Annotated in this window: 19 protein-coding genes; 11 read left to right on the forward strand and 8 right to left on the reverse strand. The window is 46.1% G+C overall.

Annotation, left to right across the window (positions count from 1 at the left end):
* Window positions 1-14: 14 nt before the first annotated feature.
* Both DTQ70_RS19595 and DTQ70_RS19600 read left to right on the forward strand, forming a co-directional pair.
* Complete coding sequence (locus DTQ70_RS19595) at window positions 15-2,876, forward strand: S9 family peptidase (RefSeq protein WP_122932377.1); 2,862 nt, start codon at window positions 15-17, stop codon at window positions 2,874-2,876.
* Window positions 2,877-2,938: 62 nt separating this feature from the next.
* The gene (locus tag DTQ70_RS19600) at window positions 2,939-3,838 is read left to right on the forward strand and encodes a lysophospholipid acyltransferase family protein (RefSeq protein WP_122932378.1); all 900 of its coding nucleotides are present in this window, start codon (window positions 2,939-2,941) and stop codon (window positions 3,836-3,838) included.
* Here the strand turns inward: DTQ70_RS19600 and DTQ70_RS19605 are convergent.
* A complete protein-coding gene (locus DTQ70_RS19605) occupies window positions 3,807-4,763 on the reverse strand; it encodes a MoxR family ATPase (RefSeq protein WP_028524066.1) in 957 nt (318 codons plus the stop codon). The two genes, DTQ70_RS19600 and DTQ70_RS19605, sit on opposite strands and share 32 nt — an antisense overlap.
* A gap of 107 nt (window positions 4,764-4,870) precedes the next feature.
* Between DTQ70_RS19605 and DTQ70_RS19610 the strand changes: the two genes are divergently transcribed.
* The 3 genes from DTQ70_RS19610 to DTQ70_RS19620 are packed head-to-tail and all read left to right on the forward strand — an operon-like array spanning window position 4,871 to window position 7,444.
* Complete coding sequence (locus DTQ70_RS19610; RefSeq protein WP_122932379.1) at window positions 4,871-5,767, forward strand: LysR family transcriptional regulator; 897 nt, start codon at window positions 4,871-4,873, stop codon at window positions 5,765-5,767.
* 33 nt (window positions 5,768-5,800) lie between these two features.
* Window positions 5,801-7,033 carry a sulfite oxidase gene (locus DTQ70_RS19615; protein ID WP_122932380.1) on the forward strand — a complete coding sequence of 411 codons (1,233 nt, stop codon included), beginning with the start codon at window positions 5,801-5,803 and terminating at the stop codon, window positions 7,031-7,033.
* Between the two features lie 12 nt (window positions 7,034-7,045).
* Window positions 7,046-7,444: a hypothetical protein gene (locus DTQ70_RS19620; protein WP_122932381.1), complete on the forward strand. Its 399-nt coding sequence runs from the start codon at window positions 7,046-7,048 to the stop codon at window positions 7,442-7,444.
* Here the strand turns inward: DTQ70_RS19620 and DTQ70_RS19625 are convergent.
* The 3 genes from DTQ70_RS19625 to DTQ70_RS19635 all read right to left on the reverse strand — a co-directional run bounded on the left by DTQ70_RS19625 (window position 7,433) and on the right by DTQ70_RS19635 (window position 9,748).
* A complete protein-coding gene (locus DTQ70_RS19625; RefSeq protein WP_164490121.1) occupies window positions 7,433-7,972 on the reverse strand; it encodes a hypothetical protein in 540 nt (179 codons plus the stop codon). The two genes, DTQ70_RS19620 and DTQ70_RS19625, sit on opposite strands and share 12 nt — an antisense overlap.
* Window positions 7,973-8,059: 87 nt before the next feature.
* Window positions 8,060-8,299, reverse strand: a complete 240-nt coding sequence (locus tag DTQ70_RS19630; RefSeq protein WP_122932383.1) for a hypothetical protein — start codon at window positions 8,297-8,299, stop codon at window positions 8,060-8,062.
* A gap of 12 nt (window positions 8,300-8,311) precedes the next feature.
* Window positions 8,312-9,748, reverse strand: a complete 1,437-nt coding sequence (locus DTQ70_RS19635; protein WP_122932384.1) for an NADP-dependent isocitrate dehydrogenase — start codon at window positions 9,746-9,748, stop codon at window positions 8,312-8,314.
* A gap of 93 nt (window positions 9,749-9,841) precedes the next feature.
* Here DTQ70_RS19635 and DTQ70_RS19640 point away from each other — a divergent pair, with 93 nt between their 5' ends.
* The 4 genes from DTQ70_RS19640 to murB all read left to right on the forward strand — a co-directional run bounded on the left by DTQ70_RS19640 (window position 9,842) and on the right by murB (window position 14,528).
* Window positions 9,842-10,765: a LysR family transcriptional regulator gene (locus DTQ70_RS19640; RefSeq protein ID WP_122932385.1), complete on the forward strand. Its 924-nt coding sequence runs from the start codon at window positions 9,842-9,844 to the stop codon at window positions 10,763-10,765.
* A 54-nt stretch (window positions 10,766-10,819) separates the two neighbouring features.
* Entirely contained in the window at window positions 10,820-12,157 is a 1,338-nt protein-coding gene (locus DTQ70_RS19645; protein WP_122932386.1) for a GntP family permease, read from the forward strand.
* A gap of 111 nt (window positions 12,158-12,268) precedes the next feature.
* Window positions 12,269-13,462 (forward strand): RsmB/NOP family class I SAM-dependent RNA methyltransferase, encoded by a 1,194-nt coding sequence (locus tag DTQ70_RS19650; protein WP_122932387.1) that lies wholly within the window; start codon window positions 12,269-12,271, stop codon window positions 13,460-13,462.
* 46 nt (window positions 13,463-13,508) lie between these two features.
* Complete coding sequence (murB, locus tag DTQ70_RS19655) at window positions 13,509-14,528, forward strand: UDP-N-acetylmuramate dehydrogenase (RefSeq protein WP_122932388.1); 1,020 nt, start codon at window positions 13,509-13,511, stop codon at window positions 14,526-14,528.
* 282 nt (window positions 14,529-14,810) lie between these two features.
* On the opposite strand, the gene DTQ70_RS19660 is transcribed toward murB, so the two are convergent.
* From DTQ70_RS19660 to prmA, 3 genes are all read right to left on the reverse strand, one after another.
* Window positions 14,811-15,323: an RNA polymerase sigma factor gene (locus DTQ70_RS19660; RefSeq protein ID WP_122932389.1), complete on the reverse strand. Its 513-nt coding sequence runs from the start codon at window positions 15,321-15,323 to the stop codon at window positions 14,811-14,813.
* Between the two features lie 386 nt (window positions 15,324-15,709).
* Window positions 15,710-16,531, reverse strand: a complete 822-nt coding sequence (locus DTQ70_RS19665) for an NAD(P)H-binding protein (RefSeq protein WP_122932390.1) — start codon at window positions 16,529-16,531, stop codon at window positions 15,710-15,712.
* Window positions 16,528-17,361: a 50S ribosomal protein L11 methyltransferase gene (prmA, locus tag DTQ70_RS19670; RefSeq protein WP_122934484.1), complete on the reverse strand. Its 834-nt coding sequence runs from the start codon at window positions 17,359-17,361 to the stop codon at window positions 16,528-16,530. Before prmA ends, DTQ70_RS19665 begins: the two co-directional genes overlap by 4 nt.
* Before the next feature lie 80 nt (window positions 17,362-17,441).
* On the opposite strand from prmA, the gene DTQ70_RS19675 reads away from it, so the two are divergent.
* Window positions 17,442-20,381, forward strand: coding sequence for an FAD-binding and (Fe-S)-binding domain-containing protein (locus DTQ70_RS19675; protein ID WP_122932391.1), 2,940 nt, complete (start codon window positions 17,442-17,444; stop codon window positions 20,379-20,381).
* Window positions 20,382-20,414: 33 nt separating this feature from the next.
* Complete coding sequence (locus DTQ70_RS19680; protein WP_164490122.1) at window positions 20,415-21,407, forward strand: hypothetical protein; 993 nt, start codon at window positions 20,415-20,417, stop codon at window positions 21,405-21,407.
* A gap of 97 nt (window positions 21,408-21,504) precedes the next feature.
* Here DTQ70_RS19680 and DTQ70_RS19685 read toward each other — a convergent pair whose 3' ends face one another.
* The gene (locus DTQ70_RS19685; protein WP_122932393.1) at window positions 21,505-23,925 is read right to left on the reverse strand and encodes an ABC transporter permease; all 2,421 of its coding nucleotides are present in this window, start codon (window positions 23,923-23,925) and stop codon (window positions 21,505-21,507) included.
* Window positions 23,926-24,051 lie beyond the last annotated feature (126 nt).

Genomic DNA, 24,051 nt, shown 5'->3' on the forward strand with positions numbered 1-24,051 from the left:
CAGCTTTTTTACGTATGAGAAAGTATTTACTTCTTCTCTTTTGCGGAATAATCAGTTCGTCATTATTCGCCCAAAAGAAACCCAAAAAAACAACGCCGCCCCCCGCGCCGATTGAAAAAAAAGCCCTTACTCACGATGTGTACGACTTTTGGAAAGACATCCCTGAGCGCGTCGTCAGCAACAATGGGCAATGGTTTGGCTATGCCCTCAACCCGCAAGAAGGCGACGGGAAAGTCATTTTTCAAAATTTTGTCACCAACCAAATCGACTCGGTGGCACGAGGCGGCGAATTGCGTTTTTCCAACGATTCGGAAATTGCCGTTTTTAAAATCAAGCCCCAATTGAGCGCGACCAAAGCGGCCAAACGGGCAAAAAAGAAAAAGGACGAAATGCCAAAGGATTCGCTGGGAATCTATGCACTTTCGACCAAAAAACTCAGCAAATTTCCTGCCATTCAGTCGTTTAAATTACCCGAAAAAGGCAGCGAGTGGGTTGCGTACCTAGGCGAAAGCCCCAAAGTAAAGCCTGACACCACCAAAAAAGCCCCCACAAGACGCGCCAAACGCGAATCGGACGAAAATGGTTACCGCTTGGTGATGCGTATGCTTAAAACCAATACCGAACGAGCTTTCGGGTTCGTGACCGATTATGAAGTAAGCAAAAACGGCAAACGTTTGGCATTTGCAACCTCAGGCAGTGATTCTACCAAAGCGGGGGTTTATGTCTTTGAAACTGCTTCTAACCAACTCCAACAGGTCTATGAAGGGCATTCAAAACACAAGTTTAAAAAGCTTTCTTTTGACGAAAATGGCGAACAATTGGCTTTCATTGCTGATTTGGATACCAACAGCAAAGCCCAAATTCGTTTGCCCAAATTATTCTACTGGAAAGCGGGTCAAGCTACTGCCGCTCGCCTCGCCGATGAGGCAAACCAACCTGCGGCGCAAGGATGGCTCGTGAGTGGCGAATACACCCCTCGTTTTGCCAAAGATGGTTCTAAGTTGTTTTTTGGTACCAACCCCAAGCCCATCGTACAAGACACCACCTTGCTTACCGAAGAAATTGTCAACGTAGAAGTATGGCATTGGCAAGACGAACGCCTTCAAACCCAACAAAAAGTGAGCCTCGAACGCGACAAAAAACAGTCGTATTTAGCAGTTGCTCACCTCAACGACCTAAAATTGACGCAGTTGGGTACGTTAGAAGTTCCTGATGTTACACTTGTCAACGAAGGTAATGCTGATTTTGCCGTTGGTAAATCCGACCGTCGCTACTCGCACCAGCACTGGGATTGGAATCCCGTAGAGGATGCCTATATCATTAGCTTGCGCGATGGTTCTAAAAAAATGGCTAAAGAAAAGATAGAAGGGAGTACTCGTACCTCGCCAGAAGGTAAGTATTTGTACTGGTTTTCTAACCCTGACACCGCTTGGTTTGCGCACGACATTGCGGCCAATCAAACCATTCAGTTGACCAATAATAAAACCGTTAAATACGCCGACGAAGAAGATGATCACCCCGATTTCCCCAATCCGTACGGCATAGCGGGCTGGACTAAAAACGACCAGTATTTGTTGATATATGACCGTTTTGATATTTGGCAAATTGACCCTAAAAAGCCTACGTCGCTCGTAAAATTAACCGATGGACGCGCGGCCAAAAACCAGTATCGCTACGTACGGTTGGATGCCGAAGAGCGCAACATCGACCTTGGCAAGCCGCTTTTGTTGCGTACGGTCAACGAAACTACTCGCCAAGAAGGTTTCAGTCAGCTAACAGGCAGTACTATCCAACGTTTGTACGAAGGCGATTTTAAAGTGGGAATGGCCGTGTTGAAGGCCAAAGACGCCGACCGCGTTCTTTTCACCAAAGAAACGTTCAAAGAATATCCCGATTGGTACGCAACAGATTTGAGTTTCAAAAACGTAAAACGCGTTACCGAAGCCAATGCCCAACAAGCCAACTACTGGTGGGGAAGCGTCGAAATCGTCAATTGGCGCGCGGGTGATGGTACGCCATTGCAAGGATTACTTTACAAACCTGAGAATTTTGACCCAACCAAGAAATACCCAATGATGACGTATTTCTACGAGAAAAATTCCGAAAATATCCATACCCACTACGCCCCTCGCCCGATTCGTTCGTACATCAACTTCTCGTACTTTACCAGCAATGGGTACGTGGTTTTTGTACCTGATATTGTCTATAAAGACGGTTACCCTGGCCAAAGTGCGTACAATTGCATCGTGCCTGGCGTGTTGAGTATGATTGACAAAGGGTTTGTGGATAAAGACAAAATTGGTATCTCAGGCCACAGCTGGGGCGGCTACCAAACGGCTTACCTTGTGACCCAAACCAATTTGTTCAGAGCGGCCGAAGCAGGCGCTCCCGTCTCAAACATGACGAGTGCCTATGGCGGAATTCGCTGGGATTCAGGGATGTCGCGCCAAGCGCAGTACGAGCGTACCCAAAGCCGCATTGGTGGCACACTTTGGGAAAAGCCCATGCAATACCTCGAAAACTCGCCGCTTTTCCACGCCCCCAAAATCGCAACACCTGTGTTGATGATGCACAACGACGATGACGGCGCCGTGCCTTGGTACCAAGGGATCGAGTTTTACATGGCACTCAAGCGCCTCAACAAGCCCGTTTGGATGCTTAATTACAACGGAGAAAAACACGGATTGACAAAACGACAAAATATGAAAGATTTTGCCGTACGTTTGTACCAATATTTTGATCACTACCTCAAAGATGCACCTGCTCCCGAGTGGATGTCGGAGGGCCTTCCGATGGTCGAAAAGGGAATCCGTCAAGGACTTAGCCCTATTTCTTCTCAGAAGGCTTCGCAGCTTGGTAGTGGCTCGCAAAAATAGACATTATTAGCTCTGGAAGGTTTTTGAAACCTTCCAGAGCTGTCTTTAACGGTGCCAATCGAATGTATTATTTATCAGCTTTCTTCTACTACTTTCTACTCATTCCCATCTCTCGCCTTCCGTTTGGCGTTTTATATTCCATTGCTGATGGCCTAAGCTGGCTTTTTTTCAACGTCGTGGGTTACCGCAAACAAGTAGTTGTGGAAAATATTCGCAACTCTTTCCCCGAAAAATCAGAAGCAGAAGTACAGCAAATTGCCCGCGACTTTTACACTCATTTGTGTACACTTATCATAGAGACGGTTAAGGCATTTAGCATGACCCGTGCGGAGTTTATGCAGCGCGTTTCGTTTACGGGCTTAGACCTGCTCGACCATTATGCAAAACAAGGCAAAAGTATTATCATAGCCGCAGGGCACTGCCACAATTACGAATGGCTCGTGACGGGCATCGACCCACTCGTAAAACACAAAGTAATGGCACTGTATCGGCCATTGAACAATCGTTTTTTTGACGAAAAAATCAAGCAGAGCCGTAGCAAATTGGGATTAAACTTAGCATCGATTTACGAAATCAAATCGCAGTTTGGGGAGCAAGTGGTCGGACAGCCCGTGGCGGCGGCCTTTGCCATGGATCAATCGCCGTCCAACCCAGAGAGCGCCTACTGGATGCAGTTTTTAAACCAAGATACCCCCATTCTATTTGGCACCGAAAAATACGCCAAAGAATACGACCTTCCCGTTATTTTTGGGCACATTCACGCCCAGAAGCGCGGTTATTACTTCGCCAATTTTGAATTACTCACCGATACTCCACGCGAAACGGCCTACGGAGAAATCACCGAGAAAATGATGAAGTGGCTCGAAGCCGACATCCGCCAAGAACCTGCGAGTTGGCTCTGGAGCCACAAACGATGGAAACACAAACGCACTACCGCCCAATCGCCACTTTCCGAAGGATAGAATCAATCACAAAACGGGTCGTGATGCCGTCGGCTTCGGCTTCGTAGTTGAGCATGATACGGTGGTTGAACACGTCGGGAGCTACTTCTTTGATGTCTTCGGGCAGTACGTAGTCGCGCCCGTCCATGTAAGCCAAGGCTTTGGCAGCGAGATTGAGTTTGATAGTTCCACGCGGCGACACCCCAAACTGAATATAACGTGCTTCTTCGCGAAGGGCATAATCCAACGGGCGGCGCGTGGCAAACACCAACTCTACAATGTAATTTTCGAGGGTTTCGGACAACGTAATTTGGTTGATTTCCTGACGGATTTGAGCAATGTCTTTTTTCGACAAAATAGGCTTAGGCTCGTAATTATAATCCAAGTTCGACATCCGACGCATGACCTCCAATTCTTGCGGCTTGGTAGGATAATCCACAAACACCTTCATCATAAAACGGTCTAATTGCGCCTCGGGAAGCGGATACGTACCTTCTTGTTCTACGGGGTTTTGGGTCGCCAACACAAAAAACGGCTGATCCAATTGGAACGTTTCTTCTCCAATGGTTACTTGTTTTTCTTGCATGGCTTCGAGCAACGCTGACTGCACTTTAGCAGGCGAACGGTTGACCTCATCGGCCAAAATCAAGTTGGCAAAAATCGGCCCTTTTTTTACTTCGTAATCACCCAATTTGGGTCTGTAAATCATTGTCCCGACGATGTCCGCAGGCAACAAGTCGGGCGTAAATTGGATGCGTTGAAAATCGAGGCTTAGCACACGAGCTAAGGTATTCACTGTCAGCGTTTTGGCCAACCCAGGCACTCCTTCCAACAAAATATGGCCTCCCGTAAAAAGCCCCACTAAAAGGCGGTTGATGAGGGTTTCTTGCCCTACCACTACCTTACCCATTTCTTCAAAAACCGCTTTTATTTTTTTTTGTGACATCTTGGTTTGTCGCTTTTTTTCAAAATCTCAAAGCGTAAAGTTAGACATTTAGGACATTATTTTCACAATTCTATTTACTTTGTATATCAACCGAATTTATAAGCACTGTGTCCGATTTTCGATTACGAGTTTTCTGTAGTGTAGCCCAACACCTTAGCTTTACCAAGGCCGCAAGCGAATTGTTTGTTTCTCAACCCGCCGTCACCAAGCACATTCGAGAACTCGAACAGCAGTACGGCACACGCCTTTTTGAGCGCAAAGGCAATTCGGTCGTATTGACCGAAGCGGGCGAAATTTTGAAACGCTATTCGTCGCAGATTTTGCATTTGTACCAAGAAGCCGCGTTCGAACTAGGGACACTGCAAGACAAGCACAACGGCGTTCTTCGGCTTGGGGCGAGTACGACCATAGGTCAGTATTTGATTGCGCCCCTTTTGGCCAAGTATTACGAAAAATTCCCGCAAGTGGAGCTTTCTTTGCTCAACGGCAACACCGAAATGATTGAAAATGCCGTACTTTCTCACCACATTGACTTGGGGGTAGTGGAAGGTAAAAAGCACCAATCGGGTATTAAATACGTTGATTTTATGGACGATGAGCTCGTAGCGGTGGTGCATGTTAAAAGTAAGTTAGCGACCCTCAACGAGATTTCAGTACAAGAGTTGGTAAAAATTCCACTGGTACTGCGTGAACGAGGTTCAGGGACATTGGAAGTGATTGAAAGCGCCCTCAAAGAGCACAACCTCAAACTGTCATCGCTTCAAATTGTGATGCACTTGGGGGGTACTGAAAGCATTAAATCATTTTTGGAACATTCAAACTGCATGGCTTTTTTGTCCATTCGTTCTATCCAAAAAGAACTAACAACAGGCCAGTTGAAAACAATCAAAATCAACGAATTACAATTATTACGAAAGTTTTGGCTCATTCACCTCCAAGGTCAACCTGAACCGATGTCAGAGTCATTTATGCGGTTTGCCTTTCGTGAATACCCTAAAAAATAACAACGTATCCATCTAACCTATTTCGATTTCTCTATGAACTCACACATTCACAATCGCCGAGGTTTTCTCAAGAAAAGTGCCCTCACTACCCTTGCGGGCATGGTGGGAACGGAGATTGTTTTTGCCAAAAACATGCCTCCCCACCACGTTCCATTGGTTTTCGACGAAGGATTGGCGGGGAAACATCCCGACATGGTTGTCTTGAGTGACAAACCGTGGAATGTCGAAACCCCGCCTCATTTGTTGGACGATGCCATTACGCCCGTCGAACGGATGTTTATTCGTAACAACGGCCTTGTTCCCGAGGACAAAATAGACCCTTCGACTTGGACACTCACCATCAAAGGCGAATCGGTCAAGCAAACCAAAACCTACAAAATCAGCGATTTAAAGGCCAAGTTTAAAACTTACACCTACCAGCTGGTGTTGGAATGTGGTGGTAATGGTCGTTCGGGTTATGTTCCTCAAACTTCTGGAAATCAGTGGGACCAAGGTGCGGTGAGCTGTGCCGAGTGGACGGGGGTTCGCCTCAAAGATATTTTGAACGACGTGGGTCTCAAAGACGATGCCGTTTACATTGGGTATTATGGCAAAGACCTCCACCCAAGCCGCGACCCGAGCAAAGTAGTGATTTCGCGCGGGGTTCCTATCAAGAAAGCCTTGGAAGACGAAACCCTCATTGCGTGGAATCTCAACGGTAAAGAGTTACCGCTCATGCACGGTTTTCCGCTGCGCCTTGTAGTAGGAGGCTGGCCTGCGTCGGTGTCGGGCAAATGGCTCCATACCATTGCAGTACGCAACAAAGAACACGACGGTGCCAAAATGGACGGACACAGCTACCGAGTACCGCGCCAAGCCGTAATGCCAGGAGAAAAACTAGCCGAAACGCCCGAGAATTTCCGCATCATTGAGTCAATGCCCGTCAAATCGCTGATTACTTACCCCAAAACGGGCGCAATGATTGACGTTGGGAAGTCGCTATCTCTTCGCGGCCATGCTTGGGCGGGAGATTTAGCCGTCAAAGAAGTGTTTACGTCCATTGACTACGGAGCCACTTGGCAAAAAACCACGCTTCAAGCCCCCAAAAATCGTTTGGCGTGGCAGCAGTGGGGCGCTCAAATTCAGTTTCCTCAAAAAGGGTACTACGAAGTGTGGGTACGCGCTGTAGATTCGCAGGGGGTATCGCAGCCGATGGTGATTCCTGCGTGGAACCCTGGCGGTTACCTCAACAACGCTTGTCACCGTATTGCTGTCAAAGTCGTTTAACCCGATATACCAATGAAAACGAACATCATATTTCTCTGTGCGGCTGCGGTGGCATTTTGTTTGGCGGCCATTCGCCGCGAACCGTCCGCCCATCCGTCAGCGACGCTGACCGCCGCCGTTGCCGACAGTGTCGATAAAGAAACAGGATTGGCCCTCGACCCTAACTTCATGATTGTGAAGGCGCAATGTACGAGTTGTCATTCCCCAAAACTCATTCTTCAACACCGTTTTACCCGCGACGAGTGGTTGAGCAAGATTCGCTGGATGCAGCGCAATCATAAATTGTGGGATTTGGGGGAATCAGAAAAGACCGTCCTCGATTACCTAGCCAAACACTACGCACCTAGCCAAAGCGCCTACTCGCGACGCGAAGCATTGCGTAATGTAAAATGGTATAAATTAGAGAATTAACTCCAAAGACGGCACGTGTTCAAGGCGCGTGCCGTTAGCTTTTTTTTCAATACCTAGCTGCATTCGTTGTAAGAACTCACAATACACGGGAGAAATCAAATTCTCCGCCTTGGAAGTCATCAATGCGTGTAATTGTAGTTCTCCTTTTTCTAGTTCGCTACCGAATATACGTTCAGCACTTAGTTCATACAGCTGTTTCTTCAGCAATTTCTCGGTCAAAGACACTGGAGTATCAGTTTCTGAACGTAGTTCACCAATAAATTGCTCACAAGCGCAAAAACCTAACTCTCTAGAAATCAAGGCATTTCTCACAAACTGACAAGAAACGTCTCCTACCAAGTAAATGTCCTGAATATTTTCGTTGTAAATCGTTTTTTTTACCTCTTTCAAATACGCATCATCCTCAAAATCAAACACCGAAGCGGGTGAGGTTAGAAAAAATACGTTGCCAAAATGCTTACGAATGAACCCTTCCATTTGGCAGAAAGGACATACCAAAAATAACTGATTTGAAAAAATGGAATTCATAGCATTTAGTTGTTGATGAAGGTGGGTTGTCCCAATCGCTGGAACAACCCTTTGGGTAATGGTACTTCTCTCAAAGTACAGTGTAGGTTAGTTGATTTTTATCTCTGCATTCAGCCCAGTAGTTGGTTGCTTCAAGAGCTGTTGTTTGGCTTCAAAAAAATCCTGCTGAAGTTGTTTGATGCGCTTTTCGCGCATTTTTATATCTTCTTCATTTTGGCTTTTTTCAATTTTATTTTCGTGAAACCGCACTTTCACCTGTACAAACTGCGCCAAGAGGTCGATTGCCTCCGAGGACGAAAAATGACCATTCAAAAGTTGTATATTCATCTTTTCAGAAAGTTATTGTCCTTGTCCCAATGAAAAAGCAGGTATGCCATCAAAAGCGTACAAATTTTCGGTCTTGATGATGTCGATGTTGTGCTCACTTGCGGCCTCCAACAACCCTACGATTTGTTGCTTATCTAACTCGGTTGTTCCGACAGGTTTAAAGCGGCAACGCCAGTGGTCCGTGCAGAATGTTTCGGGAAAACCTTCTGGCCATACTTTGATACCACGGTTGGTAATCATGCTCAATGCAGCATCTGAGGTATTGATTTTCTGCACCATCGCTGCCAACTCATCGGCACTTTCTCCGTCCCAATGCACAAACAAATCGACCCCTAGCAGTTCTTTTTTCTTGGGCGCTTTGCGTTGGTATTTTGGCAAGTTAAACGAAGTGTCTGCCGAGTAACTTACCGCGTTCAGTTGACTCGGTTTTTCACCCAGATTTTTGATAACTGCCTCAGCAAACTCCTTCGTCCCTACTTTCTGCTTGCTAACCCCTTCCTTGTAAATATCGTAGGTATGGATGCCTTCTTCGATGGTTTTGAGCCAAGCATTTTGTACTTTTTCGGCTACGTCGGTTTGGCCAAGGTGGTTAAGCATCAGCACCGCTCCTTGCAATAAACCCGACGGGTTGGCCATATTTTGGCCTGCTCTACGAGGAGCTGAACCGTGAATCGCCTCAAACATAGCACACTCTTCGCCGATATTGGCCGAACCCGCCAAACCTACCGACCCCGCAATCTGAGCTGCTACGTCGCTAAGCACGTCACCGTACAAATTTGGCATCACAATGACGTCAAAGGCTTCGGGTGTATCCGCCATTTTAGCGGCTCCAATGTCAATAATCCAGTGCTCGTTTTCGATGGTAGGATATTCTTTGGCAATTTCATCAAAGACTTGGTGAAACAGTCCGTCGGTTTGTTTCATGATGTTGTCTTTGGTAAAACACGTCACTTTTTTACGGCCGTAATTTTTGGCGTACTCAAACGCATAGCGAACGATTTTTTCGCAGCCTGGGCGGCTAATCAGTTTCAAACATTGCACCACCTCGTCGGTTTGTTGGTGTTCGATACCTGCGTACAAATCTTCTTCGTTTTCGCGCACAATCACGATGTCCATTTGCGGGTGTTTTGTCTTCACAAAAGGGTGTAAACTAATGCACGGACGGATGTTGGCATACAAACCCAAAAACTTACGCGTGGTTACGTTCAAACTTTTGTAACCACCACCTTGGGGAGTCGTGATGGGGGCTTTCAAGAACACTTTGTTGCGGCGGATAATATCCCACGATTCTTTGGCAATCCCTGAGGTATTACCTGCTAAATACACTTTTTCACCCACCTCGATTTCATCTACTTCAATTTGCGCCCCTGCGGCTTTGATAATGGAAAGAGTGGCATCCATGATTTCGGGACCGATGCCGTCGCCCTTTGCTACCGTAATTCTTTTCATTAATGGATTTGTTTTTGATTGACGGTGCAAAGGTCTGTAGTTGTATTTATAAATTTTTATTTAACTTTACAATAGTTATCATAAATATTTTTTATGAATTATACGCTTAACCAATTACGAATATTCCTCAAAGTGGCACAAACACGCAGCATTACCAAAGCTGCTGAAGAGCTGCATTTGACGCAGCCTGCGGTTTCGATTCAGCTCAAAAACTTCCAAGAGCAGTTTGATATTCCATTAATTGAAGTGCTCAACAAAAAAATTTATGTCACTGATTTTGGCCAAGAAATCGCCGAAGCTGCCGACAAGATTTTGGCCGAAGTGTATGCCATCAATTATAAAATGCACGCCCATAAAGGCCAACTTACGGGTAAACTCAAGTTTTCGGTGGTCTCGACGGGCAAGTACATCGCCCCTTACTTCATTGCCGATTTTATCAGGCAACACCCTGGTATTGAACTTCAAATGGACGTAACAAATAAAGTCCAAGTAGTAACGAGTCTTGAAAAAAACGAAGTTGATTTTTCGTGGGTAAGTGTCTTGCCAGAGACCCTGAAAATTGAAAAAATTGAGCTCATGCAAAACAAGCTGTTTCTGGTAGGAAATACTGAAACTCAGTACAAAGACACACTATATGACAAATCTATTTTTGAAAATATTCCGCTTATTTACCGAGAACAAGGGTCAGGGACGCGGCACGTAATGGAAAGATTTATTCTTCAAAATAACCTTCCCGTCCGCAAAAAAATGGAATTGACCTCCAACGAAGCCGTCAAACAGGCCGTCATTGCGGGGCTTGGGTATTCAATCATGCCACTGATTGGCATCAAAAACGAACTGGTCAATCATCAACTGCACATTATTCCTGTCGAAGGTTTTCCCATTACTTCTACTTGGACGTTGATTTGGTTGAAAGACAAAAAACTTTCGCCCGTTGCTCAAGCGTACTTAGACTACGTGACCCAAGAGAAACAAAACCTAATTCATGAAAAATTTGCTTGGTTTGAAAGTTATTAAGTAAAAAAAGGGTCTAGCTGAGTTTCAATGATAATGTACTAACCTCTGTTCACAATGCTTAGTCCTTTCTTCGTCAGCGTTCTACTGTTTATCAGTATTTTAGCCATCATCATTTTAAGCTCACGGTACAAGTTCAACACCTTTTTTGTGCTGGTACTCGTAGCAATGGGTGTAGGATTTGCCGCAGGCATGGACGGAGAAAATGTGCTCAAAGCCCTCAAAACTGGCTTTGGAGGTACACTTGAAAAAATAGGTTTACTCATTATTTTGGGTGCTACGCTGGGCGTTATTTTAGATAAAACCAACGCGACCCTCAGTCTTGCTCATTTTGTTTTGGCTAAAACAGGCGAACGTTACGCACCGTTGGCCGTGAGTATCATTGGATTTTTGATTGGACTACCGATTTTTTGCGACTCAGGCTTTGTCGTCTTGAGCGGGCTTGTCGTTTCGTTGGGGCTTCAATTGCCCCAAAAGCGCATATCGCTGATAGGCTGTTTGGCAACTTCGCTTTATGCGGTGCATTGCTTGGTACCGCCTCACCCTGGCATTACTGCCGCTGCTGGTGTGTTAAATGTCGATTTGGGAAAAGCCATGTTATTAGGCGTAGTGGTCGCATTACCCGCTGCCACTGTAGGATATCTGTACAGCCTTTCCCAACCAACTCCCATCCTTGAAACCAACGATAAAGATACCTTACCTACAGCCGCAATCCCAACCGAAAATCTACCGTCGCCATTGCTTTCTTTCCTACCGATTATCGTCCCCATTGCCCTTATTTCGCTCAAATCGGTCGTGTTGCTTAGCCCCGAAGCTTTACCTCCCGTTTTGCTTACAATGGTCAAATTTTTGGGTGAGCCTATTCCTGCCCTTATTGTTGGATTAATACTGACCCTTCCTTTGTTTCGTCCTTTACGAAATGACCAACTCAACGCCCTTTTCGACGATGCCATTACCAAAGCAGGACCAATTTTGATTGTAACGGCGGCGGGAGGAGCTTTTGGAGAAATCATCAAAGGGCTTGAACTTGGAAAAGTCTATGGTTCAGCCATTGCTTCGGGTGGCTGGGGTCTGCTTATACCGTTTGGATTAGCCGCTATTTTCAAAACTGCCCAAGGGTCTTCGACGGTTGCCGTTGTTTCTACAGCTTCATTAATTGCGCCTTTGTTAGATTCATTAGGTTTTGCTTCCGAAACAGGCACTTTATTAGCCCTACTTGCTACGGGGGCGGGCTCAATGGTGACTTCACACGCCAACGATTCTTACTTCTGGGTCATTTCTCGCTTTGGGAATCTGAGTGTTTCACAAACCTTGCGCCTCTTCTCGCCAGCCTCTACCCTGATGGGACTGGTCGCACTGGGCATGGTGTATCTCCTGAAATTCTTACTTCTGTAAATACTCTGGTGATGAGCACCCCTAGGCAGAATTATTCGACACTCTGCACTCTACCTTCGACATTCGCGGAATTCCTTGTACTTTTGAGGAATATTTGTCCATCTTCCCCGAATGAGATACCACCGTGTGTTGGTCGAAGCGATTGTTTTTTCGCTCGGCGAAATTTTTGAAAAAGGCCGTCAAGCCGATAAAGTCATTGAACAAGTTCTCAAGTCAAACCGCAAGTGGGGTGCCCGCGACCGCGGTTTTATTGCCGAAAATACCTACGAAATCGTCCGCTGGTGGCGGTTGTTATTATTTGTAAGTCAAGAAGAACGACCCGCTTACAGCGATATTTTTGCCATTTGGCAGACACTCAAAGGCAACGAACTTCCCGCCTGGACCGAATTTGACCACATTCAGCCGCAGCGTATTCGTCAAGCCTACGAAGAAGCCAAGAAAATCCGAAAAGTACGCGAATCCATTCCTGATTGGCTCGACGAAGTAGGAGCTTCGGAATTAGGAGAGAAGTGGGATGATGAGCTGCACGCGCTCAATCAAACGGCCCCCGTTGTTTTACGCGTCAATACCCTCAAAACCAACCGTGAAGCACTTCAAAAGGAGTTGGCTAAAGATGGCATCCAAACGAATCCACTTCCTTCGTTACCATCTGCATTGGCATTGACAGAGAAGAAAAATGTTTTCCAAACCGAAGCATTTAAAAACGGTTTTTTTGAGGTTCAAGACGCGGGTTCGCAGGTAATTGCCCCCACGCTCGACGTACAACCTGGAATGCGCGTCATTGATGCTTGCGCAGGCGCGGGCGGAAAAACCCTGCATTTGGCAGCCTTGATGCAAAACCAAGGGCGATTGATTGCCATGGACGTAGAGAACTGGAAACTAGACGAACTTCGCCGCCGCGCACGTCGCAATGGGGTAAGCAACGTAGAAACGCGCCTCATAGAAGCCAAAACCATCAAGCGTCTCCGCGAAACTGCCGATCGCGTTTTGTTAGATGTGCCTTGTTCGGGTTTGGGAGTGCTTCGACGAAATCCAGATTCTAAATGGAAGATTATGCCCGAATTTTTGGCGCAAATTCGCCAAACTCAGTACGACATTCTGAGTCATTACTCCCAAATGGTCAAACCTGGCGGCAAATTAGTTTATGCTACTTGCAGCATTTTACCCTCCGAAAGCGAAAATCAGGTACAGCGCTTTTTGAAAGAGCAAGGCCAACAATGGACGCTTGAAACCGAAACGCGCACCTCTCCCGCCCGCGACGGATTCGACGGGTTTTATATGGCATCGTTGGTAAAACCTTGTTAAAAACCACCTTTTTTACGTTATTTGTCCAAGGAACCACTCACCCATAATGCTTACCATTCAAAGCAACGTTTCACTCAAGTCGTATAATACCTTCGGTATCGATGCCACCGCACGCTACTTGGTAGAAGTAGAAAACGAAGAAGACATTCAGACACTCCTTCAACTTCCCGATGCACACACGTCCCCAATGCTTATTTTGGGCGGGGGCAGTAACCTTCTCCTCACGCAAGACTTCAATGGGTTGGCGGTCAAAATCAATCTCAAAGGCATTCAAGTTGTGAAAGAAGACCAAGAACACGTCTGGGTACGGGCGGGTGCTGGTGAAAGCTGGCACGGTTTTGTCATGCACTGCGTCGAAAAAGGCTGGGCTGGCCTCGAAAATTTATCTTTGATACCTGGTACCGTCGGAGCTGCTCCCATGCAAAATATTGGCGCGTACGGTGTCGAAATCAAAGACACCTTCGACCGCCTCGAAGCAGTACAATTATCTACGGGCGAGAAGCACATTTTTACCAATGCTGATTGCCGTTTTGGCTACCGCGATAGTGTGTTTAAAAACGAAGCCAAAGGCCAATATATCATCAGCAGTGTTCAGTTTAAGCTGGCCAAACAGCCCACTTTTCAGGTGTCGTACGGCGACATCCAAACGACCCTTACACAAATGGGCGTGAAAGAATTGAGCATTCGGGCAATAAGTGAGGCCGTCATCAAAATTAGACGTAGCAAACTCCCCGACCCCGCCGAAATCGGAAACGCGGGTAGTTTTTTCAAAAACCCCGAAATCCCTGCTTCGCAGTACGAAGCACTTAAAATCCAATACCCAGCCATTCCAGGCTATATCATCAACGACACTACCGTGAAAGTGCCCGCGGGATGGTTAATTGAACAAAACGGTTGGAAAGGAAAGCGTTTTGGCAGCATTGGAGTCCATACCCGACAAGCGCTCGTACTGGTCAACTATGGTGGAGGAAAAGGCGCTGATATACAGCAACTTGCCTACAAAATTCAGAACTCAGTCGAAGAGCAATTTGGTATTCGGTTACATACAGAGGTGAACTTCGTATAAAAAAAAGTTGGCCAGAAACTAGCCAACTTTTCGGAACCTTCCTCTTTTTTAACCAAAAATTAAAATTTTTGATGTTTCCTTAAAAAACAAACCTCTATATCTTTTTACTCTCCTTTTTTCGTCTTTTTGGTTTATATTTATTGGAGAGTTGTCAAAATCTATTTATTGCAGCTTAATTCACTCACTGCGCTTTTTATAACATAAAATCTTCGCCAAATCGTTCTAAAGACAAGCGAAAAGCTGTCTTTAAACGGCCAACTGCCCAAATCTGTCTATTCTCCCCTAAAATGCGTGTTCGTACACGTACAATTTGTCTTTCAATTCTTTTCGGGCAATGTGAATCCTGTTTTTGACTGTTCCAATCGGAATATGAAGGCGCTCCGCAATTTCGTGGTATTTGAACCCTCGGTAGTGCATCATAAACGGCGTACGGAACGACTCTTCTAATGAATCGACAGCACGATTGATGTCATTCATTATAAACGTTGAAGGTGCATCGTTATTGGTACTATTTTCAAGCGAATTAATGTAATGCAAATTTTCCGATTCGTCGATGAAAGTGTTTTTTCTCACCATGCGCTGATAATTGGTGATGAAGGTATTTTTCATAATCGTATAGAGCCACGCTTTGAGGTTAGTTCCATCGGCATATTTTTCTCGGTTGGTAAACGCCTTCAGCAAGGTATCTTGAAGCAAATCATTGGCATCATCATGGTCTTTGGTGAGGCGCATTGCAAATGGTTTCAGTGATTTTGAAACCTTTGAGATGTTGTAGGTGAATTCTATGGCGGTCATGGTCTTTGGATTGTTGAATATTTGTTTAATCTTTATGAAGCAAAGTTAAACAATAACATTTTACAATACCAAACCTATTTTAGAAATTATAGAACAAAATCCTACTAATTTTATTCTAAGCATCAAATTTTAATGTCTTTTATAATACCTTTTTTCCAAAAAAATAGCTTTCAAAATACCTAATAAAAGGGTTTTAGCACAAAAAAGTACAATTTTTGATTCTGTTTAATTTATAGAAAAAAAAGTTAAACAAAATCAAAAATTCTAATGTCTGTTTAATATTAGAAGCAATATATTAAACAAAATCACCCCTGTTTACCAAAAAAAGCGCCACTTTCGATGGCGCTTTTTTTGGTATATCTACCTACCTAAAAGTAAGAGTCCTTCTAGAGTGCGTAATAAAAATCTAAAGGGTTGGGGTACAAAAACGAATAGGAAAGGGTCGTTTGCAGACGCTCCGACGAAATCAATTTGTAAGGCGCTGAAATATCATCCTCAAACGTTGGAGGAATATACCCAAACGGTTCACAACTCCCTAAATAAACCTCGCGACGAGTGGGATGTTGGGGCGCGACCACATTATAGGTTTGATTCCATGCTTCGTTAGGTAAAGATAAAAACGTTTCAATGATTCCAATGGCGTCGTCGCGATGAAGGTAATTGACGGGTAAATGCCCAGTTGTCAGATTTTTTTTACCCGATACGTATTTTGCAGGAATACGCTCGTAGCCCATCAAGCCACCGCAACGAAGCACTAGCCACGTTTTTCCTACCTCCTGAATGATACGCTCGGCTTCGACCAAGGCAGGTGCTGCCGATTGCTCGGGCGTTGTTACGTCGTCTTCTACCGCCGTCCGATTGTCATCGGCATAGACCGACGTTGAACTTACGTAAATCACGCGCTGCACCGAGCTATTTTTCAGCAAATTAGCCAGGTGCTCGATTTGGGCAGGATGAAAGGCCGCCCCCGTATGCGCCAATCGCGGCGGAATATTGACGACCAATACTTCGGTATCCAACAAATAATCCCAGCCTATTCCTTTCGGTTCGGGCGACAATTGCAGCCAAAGCGGTTCAATCCCTGCCTGACGCAGTTCGCTCAGTTTTTCGGCACGGGTTGTTGAGCCTCTTACTACCTGTCCTTGTTCTATGAGTTTTTTGGCCAAAGGCAAGCCCAGCCAGCCACAGCCTAAAATGCTTACTTTCATGGTTTTTCAAAACGTAAAGTGGCCCATTGGTTGAGCGTTTTTTGAGCTACCAACTTTAGTCCAACCTCCTCAGCTTTTTGCGTAATATCTTCAATATCAAACTCGTAAAAACCGCTCACCATCATCGTACCACCCGCTTTCAAAAACGTTTCATAGATAGGTATTTCACGAAGCAAAATATTGCGGTTGATATTAGCCAATACAATGTCATAGGTATCGTGTGGACAGTCTTCGATGGTTCCTTGAAAAACGGTCATGTGTTTACAGCCGTTCATCTCAGCGTTTTCGACGGCGTTGAGGTACGCCCATTCTTCGATGTCGAATGCGGTGAGTTTAGTCGCGCCCAGCATTTCCCCCAAAATCGCCAAAATACCCGTGCCACTTCCTACGTCGAGCAACGATTTTCCTTGGTGGTCTAGCGAAAGTTGTTGTTCCATGACCAACGTGGTAGTTTCGTGGTGCCCCGTTCCAAAAGACATTTTGGGGTCAATTACAATTTCGTACTGAAACGCAGGATTCGGTTCGTGATACGACGCACGCACGCGAATTTTCCCTGCCACTTCAATCGGCTGGTAGTTTTTCTCCCATTCTTCGTTCCAGTTTTTGGGTTCGAGTTGTTGATATTCTACTGCAATCGGCGTCATCGACTGGTAGTCATCAACCAATTGCTGAAGTTGGGCAGCGTCAAATTGTTCTTCTACAATATAGGCCAAAAGCCCTTCGTCGGTTTCGACAAACGACTCGTAGCCAATTTGGCCTAATTCGGCCATGACGATTTCGTTAAAATCAGGATTGAGCGTCAAGCGCGCTTCATAATACGTAGCAGGCATAGTTTCATAAATTACCGTTTCGCTGCAAAGGTACGCCCAATCTGATTTTAAACTACATTTGCACAAACCATTCATGTCTGATGTTTTACGTTTCCACTACCCAACTTCCTTTTGAACAACTCACCTCTGATTTTGAGGGAGAATTGTATTTTGATACCACCACACCCCACCAAGCGATTCGTAAACTGTACGCCACCGACGCTTCGGTTTACCAAGAAATGCCCTTGGCCGTGGCCTTGCCACGCAGTAGTAAGGACATTCAACAATTGATTGCGTTTGCTACCCGCCACCAACTGACGCTGATTCCAAGGGCCGCGGGTACATCGCTCGCGGGGCAAGTGGTGGGCAATGGCATTGTCGTCGATATTTCTAAATATTTTGATAAAATTCTGGAAGTCAACCCACAAGAACGTTGGGTTCGGGTTCAGCCTGGCGTTATTCGCGACGACCTCAACGCCTTTTTGAGACCTTACGGTTTGATGTTTGGCCCCGAAACGTCCACGGCGAGCCGCGCGATGGTGGGCGGAATGATTGGCAACAATTCCTGCGGGCTTCATTCCATCAGTTGGGGCACCACCCGCGACCATTTGTTGGAAGTAAAAGCCCTGCTTTCCGACGGTAGCGAAGTTCACTTTGGCCCCGAAGTTTCAAAAGCTAATTCACCAAAAAATACCGAAGGTGATTTGAGGCAAAAAATCGACAACGAGATTTTTGCGCTACTTTCAACGCCTTCGTACCAAGAAGAAATTCATAAAAATTTTCCCAAGAAAACCGTCACTCGACGCAACACAGGCTACGCCCTCGACGCCCTGCTGGATACCGCGCCTTTTGGAGGAACGGAAGCCTTTAACCTGTGCCGACTCATTGCAGGCTCGGAAGGAACGCTCTGTTTTGTGACCGAAGCCAAATTGAATTTATTGCCGCTGCCGCCTGCTGAGTTGGGTTTGTTGTGCATTCATTGCACGTCGCTGCACGAGTCGTTGCTGGCCAACGGCCTCGCCATGCGTCATCAGCCATTGGCGTCGGAGCTGGTCGATAAATACATCATGGATTTTACCAAAGGCCACAACGAATACCGCCACAACCGCTTTTTCATCGAAGGCGACCCCGCGGCCATGCTCATGGTGGAATTTGGCGCTGCGACCCGCCCCGAAGTAGAAGCCATGGCGAGCCGCTTGGTGGCTGAGCTAAAAGCCGCCAATTTGGGCTATGCTTACCCGCTTTTGTTTGGCGACGAATCAAAAAAAGCGTGGGATGTTCGTAAAGCAGGTTTGGGTCTTATCCGAAACCTCCCTGGCGACACCCAGCCCGTGAACCTCATTGAAGACTGTGCGGTGGCGGTAGAAGACCTCCCCGATTACATTCAGGACCTTGGTGAAGTGCTTCAAAAACACGGGGTTCATGCCTCATACTATGCGCACGCGGGTGCGGGTGAGTTGCACGTAGAGCCAATGGTAAACTTAAAAACTTCCGAAGGAAAAGCTACGTTTCGGGCGATTTTGGCCGATACGGCCGTATTGCTCAAAAAATACAACGGCTCGCTCTCGGGTGAGCACGGCGACGGACGTCTACGCGGCGAGTTTATTCCTTTTATGATGGGCGAGCAGGTGTATGAGCTGTTTAGAAAAGTGAAAGCCATTTTTGACCCGAACGGCGTATTTAACCGTGGTAAAATCGTGGATACGCCGCCCATGAACGAATTTCTGCGCTACCAACCCGACCAAGTTGCGCCCAAAACCGAAACCGTTTTTGATTTTAGTCACCAAGAAAGCATTCTTCGGTTGGCCGAAAAATGCAGCGGTTCGGGCGATTGCCGCAAAACCCAAATCACGGGCGGTACGATGTGCCCTAGCTATATGGCCAGTCGCCGCGAACGCGACACTACCCGCGCCCGCGCCAATATGCTTCGTCACTTTTATACCGAGGCCGTGCCTACGCCTACCAGCGCCGAAGAAACCAAAGAAATTCTTGATTTGTGCTTGTCGTGCAAAGGCTGTAAGTCAGAATGCCCGTCGAGCGTGGACATTGCCAAAATGAAGGCCGAGTTCTTGCAAAGCTATTATGACAAAAATGGCGTTCCGTTTCGTGCGCGTTTGATTGCCAACTTTACGCAACAGATGAAGCTCGCGAGCCTCGTCCCATGGGCGTACAACGCCGTTTTTGGTACCGAAAGTTTACGCAAAATAGCCAACCGCATCGTCGGTTTTCACCCCGACCGCACCATGCCGATGCTGAGTAGCACGACGTTGAAGCAGTGGGCAAAGAGCAAAGGGCAAGAGGCAAAGAGCAAGGGGCAGGTTTATCTTTTTTGCGATGAGTTTACGAATTTTAATGACGTTGAAATTGGGCAAAAAGCCATTCAGCTTTTGGAGAAATTAGGATACGAAGTAACCATTCCTAATCACCTCGAAAGCGGACGAACGTACCTCTCTAAGGGATTGGTCAAAGAAGCCAAAAAGATAGCCATTCAAAACGTAACGTTGCTGAAAGACTTGATTTCGAGCGAGACGCCGTTGGTGGGTATCGAACCTTCGGCTTTGTTGACCTTCCGCGACGAATACCTCGACTTGGTACCTGCCTCGCTTCGCGAAGAGGCACAAAAACTAGCCCAAAATGCCCTGTTGTTTGATGAATTTATCGCTCGCGAAATCGACGCCAAAAACATCCGTAGTAACCAATTTACGGAAGACCGTCAGCTCATAAAACTACACGGACACTGTCACCAAAAAGCCCTTGGTTCGCTGACTCCTACGAAGAAAATGTTGTCATTGCCGCAAAACTATCAGGTACAGCTGATTCCGTCGGGGTGCTGCGGAATGGCGGGGTCATTTGGATATGAAACAGAACATTACGAACTTTCGATGCAAGTAGGCGAATTGGTGCTTTTCCCTACGGTTCGACAACAGCCCGACGATGTGCTTATCGCCGCACCAGGCACCAGTTGCCGTCACCAAATCAAAGACGGTACGGGCAAAAAAGCCCTTCATCCGATTGAAATTTTGTGGAATGCGTTGCGTTAAAATTGACCCTTAATCACTATTTATTTACACCAAATGAAGATGCGATTTTTGTGTACGTTGTTATTGGGAGCAATGCAGTGCCTTGCGCAACCCAATGTTCACATTCGGGGACATTTTGAGGGGTTTCCGTCCTCAAGCTACCAAATTTCGATAAAGCTCTCGAACTCCTTCTATTCGTCGAGTTCGATTGCGAAAGGGTACACTGATAGTCATGGCAACTTTGAAACCGATATTCGCTTAGAGACGCCCCAAAAAGTTTCCATTGATTGCCTCGGCTATCGGGTTGATTTTATTTTATCTCCCAACGACACCCTCGTTTTCTGTAATCCAAGCCGTACGCAGTCGCCACAAGTGCAGGGGCGTACGGCCGCACTGCATCAGTTTTTGTACGAAAGTATGCTTCTTGGGAAAGATTCTTTGGCCGAAAAACCGCTGGTGAGGCACATGTCTTTGGATAACTACAGTACGATTATTAATGACCTCGCCGATCAGTATTGGGACCGCTTTCAACGAACTTGTGACACTACCCATTCGTTTATGAAAACCTACGTAATGGCGTCCATCGAAGGACAAAAATTTATTCGTAAACAAGCCCACCTTCGGTCGCAGGGAGAATTGTACATCAACGAAAAGCTCCCTTTTAAACTACTTTCGGACGATGCCCGAATCTCTGACTCATATATCTCGTCTGTTCAGCAGCATTTTTTGGGAACGAGTTTAGATATGGGTATAGTACGAGGAGCATTTGTCATTCCAGACAGTACTCAATGGGAAAAGGCTTACAATACGCTTTCGGAAGGGCTACAACACCTCCCGCAAACGCGCGAGTTGACCCTAGCCCAACTCACACATCGGTCGCTTTTTACCCGAGGTCGTATAGGTTCCAACGGAAGGATAAAAAATTTCCAAGGGCTTTTCGAGCGCTTTCAACGTGATTTTCCAAACTCCCCGTATTTGGGAGCCATCAACGAAGCCATTATTTCGACCGACATACGCCTCAAACCCATTGAAAAACCTAAAAATTAATTAAAGTGTCGAATGCAGAGTGCGGAGTGTCGAGTAAGTGGATTTCATTCGACATTCTGCACTCTGCATTCGACATTATTTATTATCGACCTTCGTCTTATTCGTTTTTCAACACTTCTGCGGGGTTACTTCTTGCTGCTTTGAGCGTTTGCGAGCCAATCATCAGAAAGGCAATCAACAATACTACCAATAAACCCGCCAACAACTCAACCACCTGCACAGGTGTATGATAAGGAAAATTGGTGAGTACAAAGCGTTCAAAGAAAAGATACGTCACGGGCAAAGCAATACCCGCTGAGAGCAGTAACTGAAAGAGAAACCCACGGCTAAGCACATAAATAAGATGGCTCGACGTAGCCCCCATCACTTTTCGGATACTTACCTCTTTCAATCTTGTTTCGGTGGTGTAGGCCACCATGCCAAACAATCCCATGGAGGCGATTGAAATAGCCAAAAATGCAAGGAAGCCAATGATTTTGAGCAGTGTAGAAAATTCGCTGTAAGCCTCTTCGATTTCTTCGTCATAAAATTTTGCGTTTAGAGGGTGTACTCGGTCAATTCCCTTCCAAGCTGCCTCTATTTTGGCCCTTGTTGCCAGCAAATCGGTGCTTTTTATTTTTACATTCACCACGGCCCTATCGTTGGGCGTCCAGTGCATAAAAGCAACGGGTTCAATCAGATTATCGACTTTGCCATAGTGAAAGTCTTTCATTACCCCCACAATTTCTACTTGGCGAGTCCCTTGAAAATTGGTAAATGTCACTACCTCACCAATTGCTTTTTCGGGGGTATTGGCGGCAAGATTAAACCGTTTTAAGAATTGCTGGTTTACAATCATTTCGGTGGCAGCCATTGAGGTAGTGGGGTGCGTCTTAAAACTCCCCCCCGCAATAAGTTGGTACTCATGCAAGGTAAGGTAGTTTTCATCCACGTTATTGGTCATTACCAAGGCCGAGTCGAGGGAGTTTTTATATTTAACAAAACCTCCCCAGGCATTCCCTACGCTCGTCACAATAACCGACCGCGACAAGGCCGTCACTTCAGGCATTTCGCTCAGTTGTTTTACAAAGGCATCGGGTCGGTTTCCCTGCATGTCAATGTTGAGAATGTTTTCGGTGCTAAACCCCAAATCAAAGGAGAGGATGTTTTTGTACTGCACATACCCAACCGCCGTAGTCGTAATAAAAATGAGGGTAAGAGTGTACTGAACCACCACCAAGGCTCGCCTTAGGGTAAGGTGCTTGAATACCTTCACAGTTGATACGTTCCGAAGTGCACTCATCGCACTGACTTTTGAAAAGAACAACGCAGGCATAAAACCTGCCAAAGCGCCCACCGTTACCGAAAAAACGACAAAAGCTAGTATCATCCACGGCGTGAGTTCAAGTTGTACCGTTTGCTGCATTTCGGGAGCTAAGCTTATCAGTATCGGTCGCAAAATGAGAAACAGCACAAAAGACAACACCAGTGCAGCCAGTGAAATCATAATGGCTTCTACCAAAAACTGTTGCCGTACTTCACTTTTTCCTGCCCCAATCGCTTTGCGAAGCCCTACCTCTTTGAAGCGGCGCATGGCACGAGCAATCGAAAGGTTGGTATAATTGAAACAGGCCGACAAAATCACCACCAAAGCAAGCCCCACAAGTATCCACAAGACCATTGGTGGCATATGAGGGCCCGCCGCACCAGGCCCACCTTCGGTTCGGCGGAGCGTTTCACCCACCACAATATTGTACAAAGGCAGAAGCTCAAGCTTTATCTTTGTACTGTGATTGGTGAGATTTTCTTCTCTTGCTACTGTTTCTAACTGCGATTCAACCGTCGCAACATCGCCGTTTTCGGGAAGTAACAGGTAAACGGAATTAGCCCATTTGCTGAGCCATTGATCCCAATTTTTGCCCTTGTTGAGTTGTTCAGCCGTTGATAAAGACACCAACGCCTCAAAATGAATGTGTGAAAAAAACGGAACATCCTTCATGACTCCCGTCACTCGGTAATTGAGCGTATCAAACTGAACCGCTTTCCCAAGCACATCTTCTCGGCCAAAAAGCTTTCGGGCAGCGGTTTCGGTCAACACAATCGAGTAAGGTTCTTTCAGGGCAGTGGTGACACTTCCTTCCCGCATCGAGAAGCTAAATACGTTGAAAAACGAAGGAGTTGCCCAAACACCCTTGATTGGAAGTACATTATCTCCTACTTTGGCATCTTGTGAAAAATCATTACCAACAATCGCCACCTCTTCAGCCCCCGCCACTTTTTCCTTAATGAGTTTGCCCACCTTTATTGAGGTAGCAGCGTATTTACCACTTTGTTCTCCATTGACGGTCGCCATGTTGGTGAGGCGGTAGATTCTGTCACCCTTATCGTGAAACTTGTCGTAGGAATAAAGATCCAGCACAAAAGCAATCAACAGTAACCCCACTGACATGCTGATGGCAAGGCCAACAATGTTGATGAAGGAGAATAATTTATTGCGCAGCAAATTGCGTCGTGATGTTTTAATGTAGCTTCCAATCATGGCCCAAGGTTTAGTTAGTTCTGTACTAATTTCTTATCGCAAGAGTACTGAACGATTGAAAGTTAAATACAAAAATGGGGTAAATTGGGCTAAAAATGGGATGAATCTCCGTGACACAATGTCAAA

It is taken from the genome of Runella sp. SP2 (assembly GCF_003711225.1).
In the GTDB taxonomy this organism is placed as follows: Bacteria; Bacteroidota; Bacteroidia; order Cytophagales; family Spirosomataceae; genus Runella.

Bases quoted from the DNA above. Each gene is read 5' to 3' on its own strand.
- DTQ70_RS19600 (WP_122932378.1), top strand. From the start codon at position 2,939: ATGTATTATTTATCAGCTTTCTTCTACTACTTTCTACTCATTCCCATC.
- murB (WP_122932388.1), top strand. From the start codon at position 13,509: ATGCTTACCATTCAAAGCAACGTTTCACTCAAGTCGTATAATACCTTC.
- DTQ70_RS19645 (WP_122932386.1), top strand. From the start codon at position 10,820: ATGCTTAGTCCTTTCTTCGTCAGCGTTCTACTGTTTATCAGTATTTTA.
- DTQ70_RS19680 (WP_164490122.1), top strand. From the start codon at position 20,415: ATGAAGATGCGATTTTTGTGTACGTTGTTATTGGGAGCAATGCAGTGC.
- DTQ70_RS19615 (WP_122932380.1), top strand. From the start codon at position 5,801: ATGAACTCACACATTCACAATCGCCGAGGTTTTCTCAAGAAAAGTGCC.
- DTQ70_RS19635 (WP_122932384.1), bottom strand. From the start codon at position 9,748: ATGAAAAGAATTACGGTAGCAAAGGGCGACGGCATCGGTCCCGAAATC.
- DTQ70_RS19665 (WP_122932390.1), bottom strand. From the start codon at position 16,531: ATGAAAGTAAGCATTTTAGGCTGTGGCTGGCTGGGCTTGCCTTTGGCC.
- DTQ70_RS19625 (WP_164490121.1), bottom strand. From the start codon at position 7,972: ATGAATTCCATTTTTTCAAATCAGTTATTTTTGGTATGTCCTTTCTGC.
- DTQ70_RS19685 (WP_122932393.1), bottom strand. From the start codon at position 23,925: ATGATTGGAAGCTACATTAAAACATCACGACGCAATTTGCTGCGCAAT.
- DTQ70_RS19640 (WP_122932385.1), top strand. From the start codon at position 9,842: ATGAATTATACGCTTAACCAATTACGAATATTCCTCAAAGTGGCACAA.
- DTQ70_RS19660 (WP_122932389.1), bottom strand. From the start codon at position 15,323: ATGACCGCCATAGAATTCACCTACAACATCTCAAAGGTTTCAAAATCA.
- DTQ70_RS19605 (WP_028524066.1), bottom strand. From the start codon at position 4,763: ATGTCACAAAAAAAAATAAAAGCGGTTTTTGAAGAAATGGGTAAGGTA.
- DTQ70_RS19675 (WP_122932391.1), top strand. From the start codon at position 17,442: ATGTTTTACGTTTCCACTACCCAACTTCCTTTTGAACAACTCACCTCT.
- DTQ70_RS19650 (WP_122932387.1), top strand. From the start codon at position 12,269: ATGAGATACCACCGTGTGTTGGTCGAAGCGATTGTTTTTTCGCTCGGC.
- DTQ70_RS19595 (WP_122932377.1), top strand. From the start codon at position 15: ATGAGAAAGTATTTACTTCTTCTCTTTTGCGGAATAATCAGTTCGTCA.
- DTQ70_RS19620 (WP_122932381.1), top strand. From the start codon at position 7,046: ATGAAAACGAACATCATATTTCTCTGTGCGGCTGCGGTGGCATTTTGT.
- prmA (WP_122934484.1), bottom strand. From the start codon at position 17,361: ATGCCTGCTACGTATTATGAAGCGCGCTTGACGCTCAATCCTGATTTT.
- DTQ70_RS19630 (WP_122932383.1), bottom strand. From the start codon at position 8,299: ATGAATATACAACTTTTGAATGGTCATTTTTCGTCCTCGGAGGCAATC.